General features: G+C 69.3%; 15 protein-coding genes. 1 reads left to right on the forward strand and 14 read right to left on the reverse strand.

Annotation, left to right across the window (positions count from 1 at the left end; all coding sequences use genetic code 11):
• Positions 1-163: 163 nt before the first annotated feature.
• The 13 genes from pgi to ACWFRU_RS00065 all read right to left on the reverse strand — a co-directional run bounded on the left by pgi (position 164) and on the right by ACWFRU_RS00065 (position 15,849).
• Positions 164-1,816 (reverse strand): glucose-6-phosphate isomerase, encoded by a 1,653-nt coding sequence (pgi, locus tag ACWFRU_RS00005; RefSeq protein WP_453683477.1) that lies wholly within the window; start codon positions 1,814-1,816, stop codon positions 164-166.
• A 179-nt stretch (positions 1,817-1,995) separates the two neighbouring features.
• Entirely contained in the window at positions 1,996-2,331 is a 336-nt protein-coding gene (locus tag ACWFRU_RS00010) for an RNA polymerase-binding protein RbpA (protein ID WP_363208051.1), read from the reverse strand.
• Between the two features lie 192 nt (positions 2,332-2,523).
• Positions 2,524-2,754 (reverse strand): preprotein translocase subunit SecG, encoded by a 231-nt coding sequence (gene secG, locus ACWFRU_RS00015; RefSeq protein WP_135329442.1) that lies wholly within the window; start codon positions 2,752-2,754, stop codon positions 2,524-2,526.
• Positions 2,755-2,879: 125 nt separating this feature from the next.
• On the reverse strand, positions 2,880-3,656 hold the full coding sequence (gene tpiA, locus ACWFRU_RS00020) for a triose-phosphate isomerase (protein ID WP_453683478.1): 777 nt from the start codon (positions 3,654-3,656) through the stop codon (positions 2,880-2,882).
• Positions 3,657-3,662: 6 nt separating this feature from the next.
• On the reverse strand, positions 3,663-4,874 hold the full coding sequence (locus ACWFRU_RS00025; protein WP_453683479.1) for a phosphoglycerate kinase: 1,212 nt from the start codon (positions 4,872-4,874) through the stop codon (positions 3,663-3,665).
• A gap of 105 nt (positions 4,875-4,979) precedes the next feature.
• A complete protein-coding gene (gene gap / locus ACWFRU_RS00030; RefSeq protein ID WP_453683480.1) occupies positions 4,980-5,990 on the reverse strand; it encodes a type I glyceraldehyde-3-phosphate dehydrogenase in 1,011 nt (336 codons plus the stop codon).
• Positions 5,991-6,179: 189 nt separating this feature from the next.
• Positions 6,180-9,161 carry a M14 family zinc carboxypeptidase gene (locus tag ACWFRU_RS00035; RefSeq protein ID WP_453683481.1) on the reverse strand — a complete coding sequence of 994 codons (2,982 nt, stop codon included), beginning with the start codon at positions 9,159-9,161 and terminating at the stop codon, positions 6,180-6,182.
• A gap of 160 nt (positions 9,162-9,321) precedes the next feature.
• Positions 9,322-10,311 carry a DNA-binding protein WhiA gene (gene whiA, locus ACWFRU_RS00040; protein WP_363208056.1) on the reverse strand — a complete coding sequence of 330 codons (990 nt, stop codon included), beginning with the start codon at positions 10,309-10,311 and terminating at the stop codon, positions 9,322-9,324.
• Positions 10,302-11,309 carry a gluconeogenesis factor YvcK family protein gene (locus ACWFRU_RS00045; RefSeq protein ID WP_453683482.1) on the reverse strand — a complete coding sequence of 336 codons (1,008 nt, stop codon included), beginning with the start codon at positions 11,307-11,309 and terminating at the stop codon, positions 10,302-10,304. The genes whiA and ACWFRU_RS00045 overlap by 10 nt, the downstream gene beginning before the upstream one ends.
• Positions 11,306-12,238 carry an RNase adapter RapZ gene (rapZ, locus tag ACWFRU_RS00050; protein ID WP_453683483.1) on the reverse strand — a complete coding sequence of 311 codons (933 nt, stop codon included), beginning with the start codon at positions 12,236-12,238 and terminating at the stop codon, positions 11,306-11,308. Before rapZ ends, ACWFRU_RS00045 begins: the two co-directional genes overlap by 4 nt.
• Complete coding sequence (gene uvrC, locus ACWFRU_RS00055; protein ID WP_453683484.1) at positions 12,235-14,283, reverse strand: excinuclease ABC subunit UvrC; 2,049 nt, start codon at positions 14,281-14,283, stop codon at positions 12,235-12,237. The genes rapZ and uvrC overlap by 4 nt, the downstream gene beginning before the upstream one ends.
• 109 nt (positions 14,284-14,392) lie before the next feature.
• Complete coding sequence (locus ACWFRU_RS00060; RefSeq protein ID WP_453683485.1) at positions 14,393-15,238, reverse strand: hypothetical protein; 846 nt, start codon at positions 15,236-15,238, stop codon at positions 14,393-14,395.
• A 5-nt stretch (positions 15,239-15,243) separates the two neighbouring features.
• Positions 15,244-15,849, reverse strand: a complete 606-nt coding sequence (locus ACWFRU_RS00065; RefSeq protein ID WP_453683486.1) for a papain-like cysteine protease family protein — start codon at positions 15,847-15,849, stop codon at positions 15,244-15,246.
• Positions 15,850-16,077: 228 nt separating this feature from the next.
• Here ACWFRU_RS00065 and ACWFRU_RS00070 point away from each other — a divergent pair, with 228 nt between their 5' ends.
• Positions 16,078-17,025, forward strand: coding sequence for a hypothetical protein (locus ACWFRU_RS00070; protein ID WP_453683487.1), 948 nt, complete (start codon positions 16,078-16,080; stop codon positions 17,023-17,025).
• 35 nt (positions 17,026-17,060) lie between these two features.
• On the opposite strand, the gene ACWFRU_RS00075 is transcribed toward ACWFRU_RS00070, so the two are convergent.
• Positions 17,061-17,486 (reverse strand): Rieske (2Fe-2S) protein, encoded by a 426-nt coding sequence (locus ACWFRU_RS00075; protein WP_453683488.1) that lies wholly within the window; start codon positions 17,484-17,486, stop codon positions 17,061-17,063.
• Positions 17,487-17,494: the final 8 nt, after the last annotated feature.

Genomic DNA, 17,494 nt, shown 5'->3' on the forward strand with positions numbered 1-17,494 from the left:
ACGTGAGACGAAAGAAGGGCCCCGGGGGGGGGGCGCCCCCCCGGGGCCCGGCGCCCTTTTACCCCCCGTCACCACACAAACAAACCCCCACCGCCCCGCCCCCGGGCCCCGCCTCTCGGCGGACCGGGCCGACGTACGTTCAGCGGCTCAACGGTTCACCAGCTCAACGGCCGCGCAGCGTCCGGTACTTGGCGACAAGTGCCGTCGTCGATCCGTCGAGGTCCGCCACGTCGGCACCCTCCGTCAGGGCGGGCTCGATGCGCTTGGCGAGGACCTTGCCGAGCTCGACGCCCCACTGGTCGAACGAGTCGATGTTCCACACGGCGCCCTGCACGAACACCTTGTGTTCGTAGAGCGCGATGAGTTGACCGAGAACCGACGGTGTCAGTTCCTTGGCGAGGATCGTCGTCGTCGGGTGGTTGCCCTTGAACGTCTTGTGCGGGACGAGCTCGTCCGGCACCCCTTCGGCCCGCACCTCGTCGGGCGTCTTGCCGAAGGCCAACGCCTGCGTCTGCGCGAAGAAGTTGGCCATCAGGAGGTCGTGCTGGGCGACGAGACCCGGCAGCAGATCGGCGACCGGCTCGGCGAAGCCGATGAAGTCCGCCGGGATCAACTTCGTTCCCTGGTGGATGAGTTGGTAGTAAGCGTGCTGGCCGTTGGTGCCCGGGGTGCCCCAGACGACCGGGCCCGTCTGCCAGTCGACCGGCTCGCCGTCACGGCCCACGGACTTGCCGTTGGACTCCATGTCCAGCTGCTGGAGGTAGGCGGTGAACTTGGAGAGGTAGTGCGAGTACGGCAGGACCGCGTGCGACTGGGCGTCGTGGAAGTTGCCGTACCAGATACCCAACAGGCCGAGCAGCAAAGGCACGTTGGACTCGGCGGGCGCAGTGCGGAAGTGCTCGTCGACGAGGTGGAAGCCGTCCAGCATCTGCCGGAAGGCGTCCGGGCCGATCGCGATCATCAGCGCGAGACCGATCGCCGAGTCGTACGAGTAGCGGCCGCCGACCCAGTCCCAGAACTCGAACATGTTGGCCGTGTCGATGCCGAAGTCGGAGACCTTCTCGGCGTTCGTCGACAGGGCCACGAAGTGCTTGGCGACGGCGCTCTGGTCGGCGCGCAGGCCGGTCAGGAGCCAGTCGCGCGCCGAGGTCGCGTTCGTGATCGTCTCGATCGTGGTGAACGTCTTCGAGGCGATGACGAACAGCGTCTCGGCCGGGTCCAGGTCCCGCACGGCCTCGTGCAGGTCGGCGCCGTCGACGTTCGACACGAAGCGCACGGTGAGGTCGCGGTCGGTGAACGAGCGCAGCGCCTCGTACGCCATGGCGGGACCGAGGTCCGAGCCGCCGATGCCGACGTTCACGATGTTCTTGATGCGCTTGCCGGTGTGCCCGGTCCACTCGCCGGAGCGGACCTTGTCCGCGAAGGCGCTCATCTTGTCGAGCACGGCGTGCACGGCCGGCACCACGTTCTCGCCGTCGACCTCGATCACCGCGTCCCGCGGGGCGCGCAGCGCCGTGTGCAGGACGGCGCGGTCCTCGGTGGTGTTGATCTTCTCGCCGCGGAACATGGCGTCCCGCAGGCGGAAGACGTCGGTGGCCGCGGCGAGCTCGCGCAGCAGCGTCAGCGTCTCGTCCGTGACGAGGTGCTTGGAGTAGTCGACGTGCAGGTCGCCGACCTGGAGCGTGTACTGCGTGCCGCGCGCCGGGTCCTTGGCGAAAAGATCACGCAACTGCACCTCCCCCAGCTGCTCCCGGTGCTTGCCGATCGCCGCCCATTCGGGCGTCTGGTTGAGCCTGGCGCGGCTTTCTGCGTTCATCTCGGACTTCAGCCTTCTCTCGTACCTGTGTACGTACCTTGCCCCGCTGCACGTTCCAACCTAATTGATCAGGGCCCGATATGAGATCTCTGAAGCTGTCTGTCCGCACACGTGCCAGTAAACGCCGCGTGAAAAGCACAGCGGCCGGACATCCACAGATGTCCGGCCCTTCTCACGCTCTAGATCTCGCCCCGCAGTTTTGCCAGCGCCTCCGCGAGAATCGCCTCGCCGTCCGCGTCGGTGCGCCGCTCACGTACGTACGCCAGGTGCGTTTTGTACGGCTCGGTGCGGGGCGGGTCCGGCGGGTTGTCCCGGTCCTGACCTGCGGGGAAGCCACAGCGGGGGCAGTCCCAGGTATCGGGGACCTGCGCGTCGCTGGCGAAGCTGGGCACCGTCTCGTGTCCGTTGGAGCACCAGAAGGAGATGCGCAGTCGCGGCGCTGACTCACCGCGCTCGGCCTCGCCCATCGGCCCCGCCCCGACCCGACTTCCTCGGATCGCGTTGCCACTTGCCACGGTCGTAACTCCCTGCGTGATGGTGCTGCTGCGGGCGCCTCAGTCTACGTAAGGCCCAACGCGCGTCCAGTGTTTGGAGTTACACCCCGCCCCGAGACGCAAGCCCCATGATAATCCGCGCCGTGCGGCGCGCACCGTACATGGGGCTTTAAGCGAAGCTTTCGCAAGGTGTCAATCAAGCCGCTTTCGCGGTCAGTTGTTCACCTTCATCAACAGGCCGAGGACGACAATGCACGCGAACCAGAGAAGACCGACCACGACAGTGATGCGGTCGAGGTTGCGCTCCGCGACGGAGGAGCCGCCGACGGAGGACTGCATGCCGCCACCGAACATGTCGGAAAGACCGCCGCCCTTGCCCTTGTGCATCAGGACAAGAAGCATCATCAGCAGGCTGAAGACGATCAGGGCGATCGAGAACCCCATAACCACGGCTGGACCAACTTCCTCGGATCTGAATCGACTCTGTATCGACGACGGGGGCCGGATGCCTCGCGATGCGAAGCCGCCCGGCCCCCGCAAGGGTACGACGTATCGGCGCTACCGCATACTCACTGGTCGCGGAACCGGACGATCTTGACGAACTCGTCCGGGTCGAGCGCCGCGCCGCCCACCAGGGCGCCGTCGACGTCGGGCTGCGCCATGATCGCGGCCACGTTGCCGGACTTCACGGAGCCGCCGTACTGGATGCGCACCTTGTCGGCGAGCTCCTGCGAGTACAGCTCGGCGAGGCGGCCGCGGATCGCGCCGCACACCTCCTGGGCGTCCTCGGGGGTCGCGACCTTGCCGGTGCCGATGGCCCACACCGGCTCGTAGGCGATGACGATGGACTCGGCCTGCTCGGCGGGGAGGTCCTTCAGACCGCCGTCGAGCTGGGCGAGGGTGTACTCGATCTGCTGGCCGGCCTCACGGATGTCGAGGCCCTCGCCGATGCAGAGGATCGGGGTCAGGCCGTGCTTGTAGGCGGCCTTCACCTTCGCGTTGCAGATCTCGTCGCTCTCGGCGTGGTACTGACGGCGCTCGGAGTGGCCCACGGCCACGTACGTGCACTTCAGCTTGGAGAGCATCGGGCCCGAGATCTCGCCGGTGTAGGCACCGGTGTCGTGCGCCGAGATGTCCTGGGCGCCGTACTTGATCTTGAGCTTGTCGCCGTCGACCAGGGTCTGCACCGAACGCAGGTCGGTGAAGGGAGGCAGGACGGCGACCTCGACGGCCTCGTAGTCCTTGTCGGCCAGGGCGAACGCGAGCTTCTGGACGTGGGCGATGGCCTCGAGGTGGTTGAGGTTCATCTTCCAGTTGCCCGCCATCAGCGGGGTACGCGTAGTCATCAGGTGTCAGTTCTCCAGTGCGGCGAGGCCGGGGAGCGTCTTGCCCTCGAGGTATTCGAGGGAGGCGCCGCCGCCGGTGGAAATGTGGCCGAATGCGTTCTCGTCGAAGCCCAGCGTGCGGACGGCCGCGGCGGAGTCGCCACCGCCGACGACCGTGAAGGCCGGGGAGTCGAGGAGGGCCTGGGCGACCGCCTTGGTGCCCTCGGCGTAGTCGGGGTGCTCGAAGACGCCCATCGGACCGTTCCAGAAGACGGTGGCCGCGTCGGCGAGCTTCGAGGCGTAGAGCTTACGGGTCTCGGGACCGATGTCGAGACCCTCCTGGTCGGCCGGGATGGCGTCCGCGGCGACCGTGGTGGGGTTGGCCGGGGCCTTGGTCTTCAGGTCCGGGAACTCCGTGGAGACCAGGACGTCGACGGGCAGGACCAGCTCGACGCCGCTGTCCTCGGCCCGCTTGATGTACTCCTTGACGGTCGGGATCTGGTCCTCCTGGAGGAGGGAGATGCCGACCTCGTGGCCCTGGGCCTTGAGGAAGGTGTACGCCATGCCGCCGCCGATCAGGAGACGGTCGGCCTTGCCGAGCAGCTGGTCGATGACGGCCAGCTTGTCGGAGACCTTGGCGCCGCCGAGCGCGACGACGTACGGGCGCTTGACGTCCTCGGTGAGCTTCTTCAGGACGCCGACCTCGGTGGCGATGAGGTAGCCCGCGTAGTGCGGCAGGCGCGCCGGGAGGTCGAACACGGAGGCGTGCTTGCGGTGCACGGCGCCGAAGCCGTCGCCCACGTAGACATCCGCGAGGGCGGCGAGCTTGTCGGCGAACTCGCCGCGCTCGGTGTCGTCCTTGGACGTCTCGCCCGCGTTGAAGCGGAGGTTCTCGATGACGGCGACCTGGCCGGACTCGAGGCCGTCCACCGCGTCGTGCGCGGCGGGGCCGACGGTGTCCTGCGCGAACGCCACGGGCTTGCCGAGGAGTTCACCGAGGCGCTCGGCGGCGGGCAGCAGCGAGAACACCGGGTCCGGGGCGCCCTTGGGGCGGCCGAGGTGCGAGGCGACGATCACCTTGGCGCCCGCGTCGGCGAGCTTGGTGACGGTCGGCAGGACGGCGCGGATGCGGCCGTCGTCGGTGATGGTGCCGTCGGCGAGCGGCACATTGAGGTCGGCGCGGACGAAGACCCGCTTGCCTTCGACCCCTTCGGCGAGAAGTTCGTCGATCGTCTTCATGACTGGTCCAGGACTCCTTAGAGGGCTGACGTGCGACAAGGCCCGGACCACGCAGTATCGCGTGGCCCGGACCCTGTGTTCACATCGAGGTGTCTGCTCTGCTGATCAGAGCTGACCGCCGACGAAGACCGTGAGGTCGACGAGGCGGTTGGAGTAGCCCCACTCGTTGTCGTACCAGCCGAGGATCTTCACCGTCTTGCCCTCCTGGACCATGGTCAGGGAGGAGTCGAAGGTGCAAGAGGCAGGGTCGCTGACGATGTCGGAGGAAACGATGGGGTCCTCGGTGTAGAAGAGGATGCCCTTGAGGGCGCCGTCGTCGGCGGCCTTCTTGAACGCGGCGTTGACCTCGTCCTTGGTGACCTCGCGCTGCAGGTCGACGACGAGGTCGGTGGCGGAGCCGGTCGGGACCGGGACGCGCATCGCGATGCCGTCGAGCTTGCCCTTGAGCTGCGGGAGGACCAGAGCGGTGGCCTTGGCGGCACCGGTCGTGGTCGGAATGATGTTCTCGGCGGCGGCGCGGGCGCGACGCAGGTCCGAGTGCGGGAAGTCCAGGATGCGCTGGTCGTTGGTGTACGCGTGGACCGTCGTCATCAGGCCCTTGACGATGCCGAAGTTCTCGTCGAGAACCTTCGCCATCGGCGCCACACAGTTGGTGGTGCACGACGCGTTCGAGATGACGTGGTGGTTGGCCGCGTCGTACTTGTCCTGGTTGACGCCCATCACGATGGTGATGTCCTCGTCCTTGGCCGGAGCCGAGATGAGGACCTTCTTCGCGCCACCGGCGATGTGCTTCTCGGCGTCGGCCTTCTTGGTGAAGATGCCCGTCGACTCGATCACGATGTCGACGTTCAGCTCGCCCCACGGGATGTCGGCGGGGTTGCGCTCGGACAGCACCTTGATGGTGTGGCCGTCGACCGTGATGGTGTCCTCGGTGTGCGACACCTCGGCCTTGAGACGGCCCAGGATGGTGTCGTACTTCAGAAGGTGCGCGGTAGTCGCGGTGTCACCCAGGTCGTTGACAGCCACGATCTCGATGTCCGCACCCTGCTCAAGCAGCGCCCGGAAGTAGTTGCGCCCGATGCGGCCGAAGCCGTTGATGCCTACGCGGATCGTCACGAACCGATCTCCTCGTTGGTACGCCGGTTTCAGACGCCGGCGAGTTGTATGGGATGTCCCCGACCGCCTCCGACCCTACCTCTCTGATGCCCTTTGGGTGACATCGACAGGGGGTCCGGACGGCACGGTGGCCCGTACTCCCGAGTAGGGAGCACGAGCCACCGCGATCTCGGCTTTGACTACGCTGCGTCAGCGGCGCAGATGTGCAAGGGATGCGCCCATAAGAGCGGCCCGTTCGGCACTTCCGGGTACATGCTCGAACCCGAAGCCGAGCAGCACGCTGTCACGCGCTGTGACGGCCGCATAGGGCTTGTAGAGCTCCCCTGTACGGGCCCAGTCACCCGTGATGTTGGGGCTTCCGGGGGGTGCCGGAGCGACGGCCCAGGAGCCCAGCGAGGCCTCGAATCCCTCGGTCTGCGTGGCGTTGCCCCCTATCACAAGCTGAGCGTTGTCCGCAAAGAGCCCGCGGCCCCCGCTGGAGGGGTCGGTGATCGAGCTGAGGGACACCTCGATCGTCTTGCCCGCGTAGGCGCTCAGGTCGAAGGAGACGAGCTTCCAGCCGCCGGAGGACCCGGTGAAGCTGTTCCAGACGCCGCTGGTGCCGGACGCGGTGCAGCCGGTGGCCGACTGCGTCAGGTAGTGGCGCAGGAACGGGTGGCCGTTGATGAAGAACCCGGCCCCGCACTCGGCGGGCACCGCCTGGGACGAGTTGCCGTTCGAGTCCGGCAGTGTGGTCCAGTCGTCGTTGCCGGTGGTGTGCGCCTCGAGGACGCCGTGGTCGTAGCCGGTCTCCAGGTTCCAGTTGAGCTGGAACCGCAGCTGCGGCTGGTCCGCGGCCGTGACCCCGGTCAGGTCGATGGTGCGGGTCAGCCGCTTCCAGTCCTGGTCGGCGTGGGCCGCGGAGGCCATGCCCTGTCCCTCGAAGGGCGCGTACGGGTTGGCGAGCCCCGGGTAGCTGCCTGCCGCCGCGCTCTTGAACTGCGGGAACTGGTCGGCGGGCAGGCTGTCGGACGTGACGGTGTAACGGCCCGCCTTGTCCAGGGGGTTGGAGTCCGCCGCCGCCAGCGGGGTCTTGACGCCGTCGAGCGCGCCGCTGCCCTGGAAGCTGTTGGCGCCGGGTGCGGAGAGGCGTTCGTAGGCGCCGAGGTAGTACTGCGCGAAGTCGTCGGTCAGCGCGTCCCCGAGGTCCACGTTGCCGCCCGTGCGTTCACCGGACTCGATCAGCTTGCCGCCCTCGTTGAGGTAGGCGCGCAGCGCGAGTTGGGTGGGTGCTCCGGGCACCGGGTCGCCGGTGTAGTGCACGACCGCGGAGAAGTGCGACAGGACGCCGAGCGGATGCGGGGTGCCCTTCTTGGCGACGTCCCAGACCACGGCCGAACGGCCGTTGGCCTTCAGGGCGTCGACGTACTTCTGGGCCTGCTTCGCCGTGGCGCCCTCCTCGGCGACGACGAGGGTGTTCGCCTTGGCCCGCTCGGCGACGGTGTACGTGAAGTGCGGGCTTTCCGTGCGGCCCTTCTTGTTGCGGCCGGTGAACCACACCTCGACCTTGTCGCCCGCGCGTGTGTCCTCGATCTCGGCGCGGTACTGGTCGAAGTGGAGGTTGTCCTCGCCGCCGTAGGTCTCGCCGCCCTTCCATGCCCTGAGGTCCTCATCCTGCGTACGGCCGCCGTTGACGCGGTAGTTGAGCTCCTTGTCGCGCACCGACTTGCGTGCGGTGACGGCGACTTCCTGGTCACCGCCGCGTGCGTACGAGTCCGTGAAGGAGTCCGGCGTGAAGTCGGGGGCCTCGATGCCGCTGACGGAGACCGGCTGGTCGGGGTGTTTGGCGGTCTCGGCGACGGCGAGCGCGAACGGGACGTTCTTCGCGAACTCCTGCTGGATCAGCTTCTCGTCGTCCGGGAAGGTGAAGATCGAGGCGCACTCCTCGGGCTTCCAGGGGTCGTTCGGGTCGATGTTGGAGACGGTCTGGCAGGTGGACATCTCCGGCGTGAACATCGAGATGCCGTTGATGTTGCCCGCGTGGCCGTCCGCCTCGCCGTTGGTGGTGTAGAGCTCCGATGCGACCTGCGGGTGGTAGCCGGGGACGGCGGGCTTCTCCGGGGTGCCGTTCAGCGCCTTGTAGAGGACGTCGTCCGGGGTCGGCGTGGCGACCTGCCAGCCCACTCCGTAGAGGAGCAGTTCGGCCGCGGAGTGGTAGTTGATGCCGTACTCGAAGCCGATGCGCTTCTGGAAGCGGTCGAGCGCCTTGGTCTCGGGCTCGGACATGGGGCCCGTGCCGCGGTAGGTCTCCGACGAGGGTGCCGGGGACGAACCCTCGTTGTCGTAGCCCCACTTGTAGGCGAAGTTGCGGTTGAGGTCGACGCCGTCGCCCGCCGCGATCTTGCCGTCGCCGTCGATGTCGCGGAGGTTCTTGCGCCACTGGCGCTCGCCGTCGGGGGCGTGCGTGAAGTCGTAGCCGTCGGGGTTGGCGGAGAGCACGAACCACAGCTCGGTGGTGTTCACGAGCTTGGTGATGCGCTGGTCCTTGCCGTAGTTGTCCAGGTAGTGGTGCATCAGGCGGCGGGTCATCTCGGGGGTGATCCACTCGCGCGCGTGCTGGTTGGACATGTAGAGCGTGGACGGCTTGGAGCCGTCCTTGGACTTGCTCGCGCCCTTGGAGAGCTTGAGGGCGAGGATGTCCTGGCCGCCCAGCGTCTTGCCGATGGAGACGACCTTGGTGAGGCCCGGGTGGGCCTGACCGGTCCTGACGATCTCCTCCTTGAGGCCGCCCTTGCCGCTGTACGGGCGGAAGACGCCGTCCCCCGCGGCCTTGAGCTTCTGCTGCGTACTGGCCGAGACCTTCTGCTCGGTGAGCTTCACGCCCTCGCGCTCGACGCCCTTGGCCTGCGCCTCGGTCAGATAAACCTCGACGCGGGCCGCGCCGCCGTCGCGGGTCTGCCCCGCGAACTCATGGGCGTCCTGGCCCGCCTCGACGAGGATCGGGATCTGCTTCTCGGTGACCACGGCCTCGTAGACCTTCACGGCCGCCGGGTCGTCGGCGGCCGGGGCCTTCGCCCCGCTGTCGGCCTGGGCGTGCGGCACTGCGACAAGGCCGCCGACGAGCAGTGCGCCCGCGGCGACGACGGATCTGAAACCGGCTCTGGATCTTTTGGATCTCTCTCTTGGTCTCATGAGCCCCCCTTGCGGTTGTCCGGCACATTTGTGCGCGAACGCCAGGCTCGTGACACTTCATGATCATGTCAATATGGCGTGAAGGGTCAGACGCGGCGGAACATGAAGAAGCCGCCGGGGCCTCCACGGCCCCGGCGGCTTCTTCGCGTACGACAAGCGGTCAGACCGCCATGTTGTCGGCGAGCTCCTCGCTCAGGTTGGACTCCGTGCCCGGGATCCCGAGGTCCTGGGCCCGCTTGTCCGCCATGGCGAGCAGCCGCCGGATGCGGCCGGCGACCGCGTCCTTCGTGAGCGCCGGGTCGGCGAGCGCGCCCAGCTCCTCCAGGGAGGCCTGCTTGTGCTCCATGCGCAGCCGTCCGGCCGCCGCGAGGTGCTCGGGGACCTCGTCGCCGAGGATCTCCAGGGCGCGCTGCACACGGGCGCCCGCGGCGACGGCCGCGCGGGCCGAGCGGCGCAGGTTGGCGTCGTCGAAGTTGGCCAGGCGGTTGGCGGTGGCGCGCACCTCGCGACGCATCCGCCGCTCCTCCCAGGCGAGCACCGACTCATGGGCGCCAAGCCGGGTGAGCAGGGCGCCGATCGCGTCGCCGTCCCGGACGACCACGCGGTCCACGCCGCGCACCTCACGGGCCTTGGCCCCGATCTGCAGCCTGCGCGCGGCCCCGACCAGGGCGAGGGCGGCCTCCGGGCCCGGGCAGGTGACCTCCAGCGAGGAGGAGCGGCCCGGCTCGGTCAGCGATCCGTGCGCGAGGAACGCCCCGCGCCACGCGGCCTCGGCGTCACAGGTGGCCCCCGAGACCACCTGTGGCGGCAGCCCTCTGATGGGGCGTCCCCGGCCGTCCACGAGGCCCGTCTGGCGGGCCAGCTGATCGCCGCCCGCAACCACCCGAACGACGTAGCGCGAGCCGCGCCGCAGTCCTCCGGGGGCCATCACGATCAGCTCCGAGCTGTGCCCGAAGATCTCGAGAATGTCCCGCTTCAGCCGTCGCGCGGCCATCGCCGTGTCCAGCTCCGCCTCGATCACGATGCGGCCGCTCACCAGGTGAAGGCCGCCCGCGAACCGCAGGATGGCCGAGACCTCTGCCTTCCTGCAGCAGGTCCGGGTGACGGGAAGCCGGGAGATCTCGTCCTTCACCGCTGCCGTCATCGCCATGGGCCGATCCTTCCATGCATCCGAAAAATACGGTCGTACGCGGTGGCCAGGAGCTCCGGATCGTGCCTCGGAGTGCCATCGTGCCTGGCCACCGGCGCCAGCTCGACCGTGGCGCCGAGCCGCTTGGCGGCATCGGTGAGTGACTCACGGTCGGGCACGGCGGCGTCGTCGGCCAGCACCACGTCCAGGGCGAGTTTAGGGGCGTGTCGGGCCAAAACCTCCAAATGACGCTGCGGAGAGAACCCATCGGTTTCACCGGGTTGCGGCGCGAGGTTGAGCGAGAGGACCCTGCGGGCCTTCGTCTGGATGAGCGCGTCGAGCAGTTCGGGGACAAGAAGATGCGGGATCACCGAGGAGAACCAGGAGCCGGGGCCGAGCACCACCCAGTCCGCGTCGAGCACCGCGGCGACCGCTTCGGGGACGGCCGGCGGGTCGTGCGGGACGAGGTGCACGGACTGCACCTCACCCGGGGTGAGCGCCACCGTGGCCTGCCCGCGCACCGTGTCCACCTCGTCCGGGCGCGCCGGGTCGTGCCCCTTGACCAGGGCCTGCAGCTCCAGCGGCACCGCCGACATGGGCAGCACGCGGCCGTGCGCGCCGAGGAGCTTGCCGACCAGGTCCAGGGCCTGCACATGGTCGCCGAGCTGCTCCCACAGGGCCACGATCAGCAGATTGCCCACCGCGTGCTCGTGCAGGTCGCCCTTGGACTGGAAGCGGTGCTGGATGACGCGGGACCACGTCTGGCCCCAGTCGTCGTCCCCGCACAGCGCGGCGAGCGCCTTGCGCAGGTCGCCCGGGGGCAGCACGCCCAGTTCGTCGCGCAGCCGCCCGCTGGAGCCGCCGTCGTCGGCGACGGTGACCACGGCGGTGAGGTCACCGGTGATGCGGCGAAGACCGGCGAGCGAGGCGGACAGGCCCATCCCTCCGCCGAGCGCCACGACCTTGGGCTGAGTGCCCCGCTTGCGGCCCAGACGGTTCAGCCGCAGGGAGGACTTCACTCTCGCCCCATGTCCCGATGGACGAGGACGGTCTCGACGCCCTCGGACACGAGGCGCGCCGCGAGCTTCTCCGACATGGCCACGGAGCGGTGCTTGCCGCCCGTACAGCCGACCGCGATCGTCACGTAACGCTTGCCCTCGCGGCGGTATCCCGCGGCGATGAGCTGGAGCAGCTCGGCGTACCGGTCGAGGAACTCCTTGGCGCCCGGCTGGTTGAAGACATAGCCCGACACCTCCTCGTTCAGCCCGGTGAAGGGGCGCAGCTCCGGCACCCAGTGCGGGTTGGGCAGGAAGCGGCAGTCCACGACGAGGTCGGCGTCGACCGGCAGGCCGTACTTGTAGCCGAACGACATGACCGTGGCCCGCAGCTCGGGCTCCTCGTCGCCCGCGAACTGGGCGTCCATCTTGGCGCGCAGCTCGTGCACGTTCAGGCTGGAGGTGTCGATCACCAGGTCGGCGTCGCCGCGCAGCTCGCGCAGGAGCTCGCGCTCGGCCGCGATGCCGTCGACGATGCGGCCGTCGCCCTGCAGCGGGTGCGGGCGGCGGACCGACTCGAAGCGGCGCACCAGGGCGTCGTCCGAGGACTCCAGGAAGACGATCCGCCGGGTGACGTGCTTGGCCTCCAGGTCCGCGAGGGACTGGCGCAGGTTGTCGAAGAAGCGGCGGCCGCGCACGTCGACGACGACCGCGATACGGGCGACGTTCCCCTGCGAGCGGGCGCCGAGCTCCACCATGGTGGGGATCAGCGCGGGCGGCAGGTTGTCGACGACGAACCAGCCGAGGTCCTCGAGACACTTCGCCGCGGTGCTGCGTCCGGCTCCCGACATGCCGGAGATGATCACCAGTTCGGGGACCACCTCGGCGGCCTCACCTGGTGTGATGGTCGTGCCCGTACTCACTTGCTCGCCGCCTTCTTCGTGCTCGGTCATGGCTCCTGCCCCCGTCGTTCTTCTGAGGTGCCCGCGGAAACGGGCCCCTCGCCATCCTCCGAGGTTCCCGTGCGCGCGGGCTCCTCGTCTTCAATGATCTCTCCGGTCGCCGTGTTCACGGCGGGGCCTGCGGGAGTCGCTCCGGCCAGGGCCACGGTGATGGCCTCGGCCGTCTTGCGGCCTATGCCCGGAACCTCGCAGATCTGGTCGATTGTCGCGGATCGCAGCCTCTTCACCGAACCGAAGTGCTTGATCAGCGTCTGCTTGCGCGCGTCGCCGAGGCCGGGCACGGCGTCCAGCGGCCCGGCCTTGAAGCGCTTGGCCCGCTTGGCCCGCTGGTATGTGATCGCGAAACGGTGCGCCTCGTCGCGCACCCGCTGGAGAAGGTACAGCCCCTCGCTGGTGCGCGGCAGGATCACCGGGTCGTCGTCGCCCGGCACCCAGACCTCTTCGAGGCGCTTGGCCAGGCCGCACACCGCGATGTCGTCGATGCCGAGCTCGTCCAGGGCCCGCTGGGCCGCCGCGACCTGCGGCTTCCCGCCGTCGACGACGACGAGCTGGGGCGGATAGGCGAAGCGCTTGGGACGGCCGTCCTCCTCGGTGAGGCTCTCCTGCTCGTCCTCGGGGGACCACTCCCCCGTCTTCTCCTTGTCGGAGAGGTAGCGCTTGAAGCGGCGCGTGAGCACCTCGTGCATTGAGCGGACGTCGTCCTGGCCCTCGAAGCCCTTGATCTGGAAGCGCCTGTACTCGCTCTTGCGGGCCAGGCCGTCCTCGAAAACGACCATCGAGGCCACGACGTCGTCACCCTGCAGATGCGAGATGTCGTAGCACTCGATGCGCAGGGGCGCGCTGTCCAGTTCGAGTGCCTCGGCGATCTCCTCCAGGGCGCGGGAGCGGGTGGTCAGGTCGGAGGCGCGCTTGGTCTTGTGCAGCACGAGCGACTGCTGTGCGTTGCGCGCCACGGTCTCCATGAGCGCCTTCTTGTCGCCGCGCTGCGGGATGCGCAGCGAGACGTTCGAACCGCGCCGCTCGGTGAGCCACTGCTGCACGGGCTCTATGGGGTCGGGCAACGCGGGGACGAGGACTTCCTTGGGCACGGCGTCCCCGCTCTCCTCTCCGTAGAGCTGCTGGAGGGCGTGCTCGACGAGGTCGCCGCTGGTGACCGCCTCGACCTTGTCGGTGACCCAGCCGCGCTGACCGCGCACACGGCCGCCGCGGACGTGGAAGATCTGGACGGCCGCCTCCAGCTCGTCCTCGGCCAGGGCGATGAGGTCGGCGTCCGTGGCGTCGGCGAGGACGACGGCGCTCTTCTCCATGGCCTTCTTGAGGGCCCCGACGTCATCCCTGAGGCGGGCGGCCCTCTCGTACTCCATGTCCTCGGCGGCGTCCGCCATCTGCCGCTCGACACGGCGGATGTACGTGTTCGTGCGACCCGTCATGAAGTCGCAGAAGTCCTCGGCGAGTTCGCGGTGCTCCTCCGGGGTGACCCGGCCCACGCAGGGCGCCGAGCACTTGCCGATGTAGCCGAGGAGGCAGGGGCGGCCGGTGCGCTCGGCGTTCTTGAAGACTCCGGCCGAGCAGGTGCGGACGGGGAAGACCCGCAGGAGGAGGTCCACCGTGTCGCGGATCGCCCACGCGTGGCCGTAGGGCCCGAAGTAGCGGACGCCCTTCTTCTTGTGGCCGCGCATCACCTGGACGCGCGGGAACTCCTCGTTCATCGTCACCGCGAGGTACGGATAGCTCTTGTCGTCGCGGTACTTGACGTTGAACCGGGGGTCGAACTCCTTGATCCAGGAGTATTCGAGCTGCAGCGCCTCGACCTCGGTGGAGACGACGGTCCACTCGACGGAGGCGGCCGTCGTCACCATCGTGGCGGTGCGCGGGTGCAGATTGGTGAGGTCCTGGAAGTAACTGTTCAGGCGCTGGCGCAGGCTCTTCGCCTTGCCTACGTAGATCACCCGGCGGTGTTCGTCGCGGAACCGATAGACCCCCGGCGAGTCGGGGATCTGTCCCGGCTTGGGGCGGTAGCTGGAGGGGTCTGCCATGCTCCACACCCTACTGGCGGGGGCTGACAGTGAGGGTCTTGAGGGGGCTGGGCGCCCACCCGCTCCGGAGGGCGGGTGGGCGGAGGACCCCGGCCGGAGGCCGGGCAGGTCAGCCGTGCCGCCGGGTGCGGCGGCGCAGGACGGCCACCCCGGAGAGGCCGAGGGCGAACAGGGCGCCCGCTCCGGCCACGGAGGAGGCCACCGTGACGGTGCCGTCAGACGAAGCCGCGGCCGTGGGCGTGGGCGGAGCTGCCGCCGGGGGCTCCGCGGTCCGCTCCTTCGGGGCGTAGCCCCCCGCCTCGCCGGACTTCGCGTACGAAGACCCCGGCAGCTTGTCGGCGTACGCGTCGTGCACCCGCTTCTGATAGGCGGTGACCGAGACCCCGCCCTGGCCCACGGCACGCCGCGCGTCCGCGTCCAGCGGCAGCACCCGGCCCCGCCCCTGGACGTACCAGGCGTTGATCTGCGGCTCGTGGAAGACGGTGCCTCCGGGGAGCTTGTCGGCGCCCACGCGCGCGTAGTGCGTCTCGTCGTCCCCGGTGGCGATGTTCACGACCTTCCAGGAGGCGCCTTGCTTCACCGTCCACAAGGAGGCTTCCTGCCCGTCGGAGGAGACCGCCTTGCTGGCGAGGAACTCCACACGGGCGACCGGGGCCCCCTTCTTGCCGGCGACGAACTCCGGTGAGAGGTAGCGCACGGGCACGGCGCCGCCCTGCACGCGGGGGTCGGCCGCGGCCTTGCTCACGGCCCCTTCCCGCGCGAAGAAGCGGGAGAGCGTGTCGAGGGTCCCCGGGGCGCTCGCGGCATCGTGGGCCGCCTCACGCGAGGCGTCCGAAGGCCCGGGGTCCGCGCCGGCGGACGGCGCCGCGAGGCCGAGCAGCAGGGTGGCGGCCGAACCGGCGAGCGCGGCCCGCAGCAGGTGACGGGGAAGAGGACGGGAAGGGTGACGGGTCATCGCGCTCACGCCCCGATCCGGTAGAGCGAGTGGGTCCAGGAGAAGGTGTTGTTGTTGACGTACCAGCTGTGCGAGGCCCAGTTGTAGCGGTCGCTGGAGGGCCACGGGTCGCCCCAGTAGACCCAGCTGCTCGCGTCGTCGTACCCGTAGAGGACGTGCATATGACCGCCGCCGTTCGACCACTGGATGCGGGTCTCGACCGGACGGCCCGCGTTGATCTCGGTCTGCACGGTCGGGTAGCGCAGCCAGCCGCTGACGTACGAGCCGGCGTTGATGCCTGCCCAGTCGAGACCGTTCTGCACGTCGCCCAGCGTCGCCTGCGAGTTGGGGCACTCGGTGCTCTGGCTGCGCCCGAAAGCGGCGTTGCAGAACTGGTTCTGGGTGTACTTCTTGCCGTAGAAGGTGGCGATCGTGTTGCCTGCCGCTGCCCAGCACCAGTTGGTCTTCTGCTGGGCCTGCATCGTGATGTTCAGGCGCTTGGCGGCGAGAGCGGACGGATCGTCGGGGGCGGCCGTGGCCGTGGCCGCCGGGGCGGCGACCAGGGCTACCGCCACGAGGGCGAGCGCGGACAACCGTCTGCGGCCGCCGTACCTGCTGGTTCTGGGGCGCATCGCGTTCCTCCCATGCGGGGGGTGGGGTGGTGGAGGAGCGCGTCCGGACGCTGCGATTGAGCATCGAGTGTTGTCGGGTGCAGGTCAACAAGGTTCAATGCGGGATTACTTGGGCCGTGAACGTCGGCGTACGTATGTGAACACCCCTCGTACGCCCACCTGGTGGCCCGCTCCGACCGGCGCGTACGCCCGGACGGCCGATGTGAATGTTCACAGGAGGGCCTTGCGATGCGGCACGGCACACAGCTCGCGGAGGGCGCGCCCGCGGACCTGGAGACCGCCCTGCGCACCGGCCCCTTCCACGTGGCGCTGCGGGCCGCGATCGCCGCGCGGCGCCTGCCCCTGCAACGCGTACGGCACCATCTGGCGCGGCAAGGCGTCAACGTCGGGGTGACGAGCCTGAGTTACTGGCAGCAGGGCGCGCGGCGCCCCCAGCGCACCGAGTCCCTGCGTGCCGTGCGCGCCCTGGAGGAGATCCTCGGTCTCCCCGAGGAGTCGCTGATCCGGCTCCTCGCCAAGCCCTCCGAGCGCCCCGACTGCGAGCGCCCCGCCGCCCGCTCCTACCGCTCGCTCCTCGACGCCTCCGACGTGCTCCAGGAGCTGATCACCGAGCTCGGCTCACCGCTCGACGGCGGTCTGCACACCATCGGCCACCACGAGCGCGTGCGGATCGGAGAACGCCGCGAGCTGCTCGGCCGCGACTCGCAGCACGTCGTGCGCGCCCACCGGGACGCCGTGGACCGCTACCTGGCGATCTACCACGGCGATCCCGGCTGCGTGCCGGAACGCGTCGCCGTGCACGCACTGGAGAACTGCCGCACGGGGCGGGTGCGGTGGCACCACGAGACGGGGGTGCTCGTCGCCGAACTGCTCTTCGACACGCGCCTGCGCGCGGGCGACACGCATCTGTTCCGCTACGGCTTCGAGGACGGCACCGCCGGGGCGGCCACCGAGTACTTCCGGGGCTTCACCTTCGCGGGCGGGCAGTACGCGCTCCAGGTGCGCTTCGACGAGCGGGCCCTGCCCGTACGCTGCCACCGCTTCACCCAGCATTCGGCCGCCGCGCCGCGCGGCGGGCGCCAGGAGCTGACGCTGAGCGGCAGCCATCGGTCGGTGCACGTCGTGGAGCCACAGGTGCGGGCGGGCATCCTGGGGATCGCCTGGGACTGGGAGTGAGCGGCCGGACCGCCGACGAGCGGTCGGGGTAGTCCTCAGCCCGCGACGATCTTGCCGTCCTCCACCTTCACCGGCAGCTCGGCGAGCGGCGTGACGGCCGGGTCGTGCAGCACCTTGCCGTTCGTGGCATCGAACTGGCTTCCGTGGCAGGGGCAGATGAGCTTGTGCCCCTCCAGTTTGTTGATGGGGCACTTGGCGTGCGTGCAGATCGTGCTGAACGCCTTGTACTCGTCGTCGGAGATACGGCTCACGACCACGTTCTTGTCCCTGTAGAGCTTCGAGGCCCCCACCTTCACCTCGTCGGACGCGCCGAGGTCCGTGGGCGCGGTCGGCGCCGAACGGCTGGAGCCACCGCCGTCGCCACCGCCCGACGAGCAGGCAGCGACCCCGAGGCCCGCGGCCGGGACGATGGCTGCGGCGCGCAGCACGGTGCGGCGGGCGGGGGGCGGCGTGCCGGGCATCGAGTCTC

Source organism: Streptomyces sp. NPDC055099 (assembly GCF_053607685.1).

Bases quoted from the DNA above. Each gene is read 5' to 3' on its own strand.
- ACWFRU_RS00035 (WP_453683481.1), bottom strand. From the start codon at position 9,161: ATGAGACCAAGAGAGAGATCCAAAAGATCCAGAGCCGGTTTCAGATCC.
- ACWFRU_RS00065 (WP_453683486.1), bottom strand. From the start codon at position 15,849: ATGCGCCCCAGAACCAGCAGGTACGGCGGCCGCAGACGGTTGTCCGCG.
- ACWFRU_RS00075 (WP_453683488.1), bottom strand. From the start codon at position 17,486: ATGCCCGGCACGCCGCCCCCCGCCCGCCGCACCGTGCTGCGCGCCGCA.
- pgi (WP_453683477.1), bottom strand. From the start codon at position 1,816: ATGAACGCAGAAAGCCGCGCCAGGCTCAACCAGACGCCCGAATGGGCG.
- ACWFRU_RS00025 (WP_453683479.1), bottom strand. From the start codon at position 4,874: ATGAAGACGATCGACGAACTTCTCGCCGAAGGGGTCGAAGGCAAGCGG.
- ACWFRU_RS00070 (WP_453683487.1), top strand. From the start codon at position 16,078: ATGCGGCACGGCACACAGCTCGCGGAGGGCGCGCCCGCGGACCTGGAG.
- ACWFRU_RS00060 (WP_453683485.1), bottom strand. From the start codon at position 15,238: ATGACCCGTCACCCTTCCCGTCCTCTTCCCCGTCACCTGCTGCGGGCC.
- rapZ (WP_453683483.1), bottom strand. From the start codon at position 12,238: ATGACCGAGCACGAAGAAGGCGGCGAGCAAGTGAGTACGGGCACGACC.
- tpiA (WP_453683478.1), bottom strand. From the start codon at position 3,656: ATGACTACGCGTACCCCGCTGATGGCGGGCAACTGGAAGATGAACCTC.
- uvrC (WP_453683484.1), bottom strand. From the start codon at position 14,283: ATGGCAGACCCCTCCAGCTACCGCCCCAAGCCGGGACAGATCCCCGAC.
- secG (WP_135329442.1), bottom strand. From the start codon at position 2,754: ATGGGGTTCTCGATCGCCCTGATCGTCTTCAGCCTGCTGATGATGCTT.
- whiA (WP_363208056.1), bottom strand. From the start codon at position 10,311: ATGGCGATGACGGCAGCGGTGAAGGACGAGATCTCCCGGCTTCCCGTC.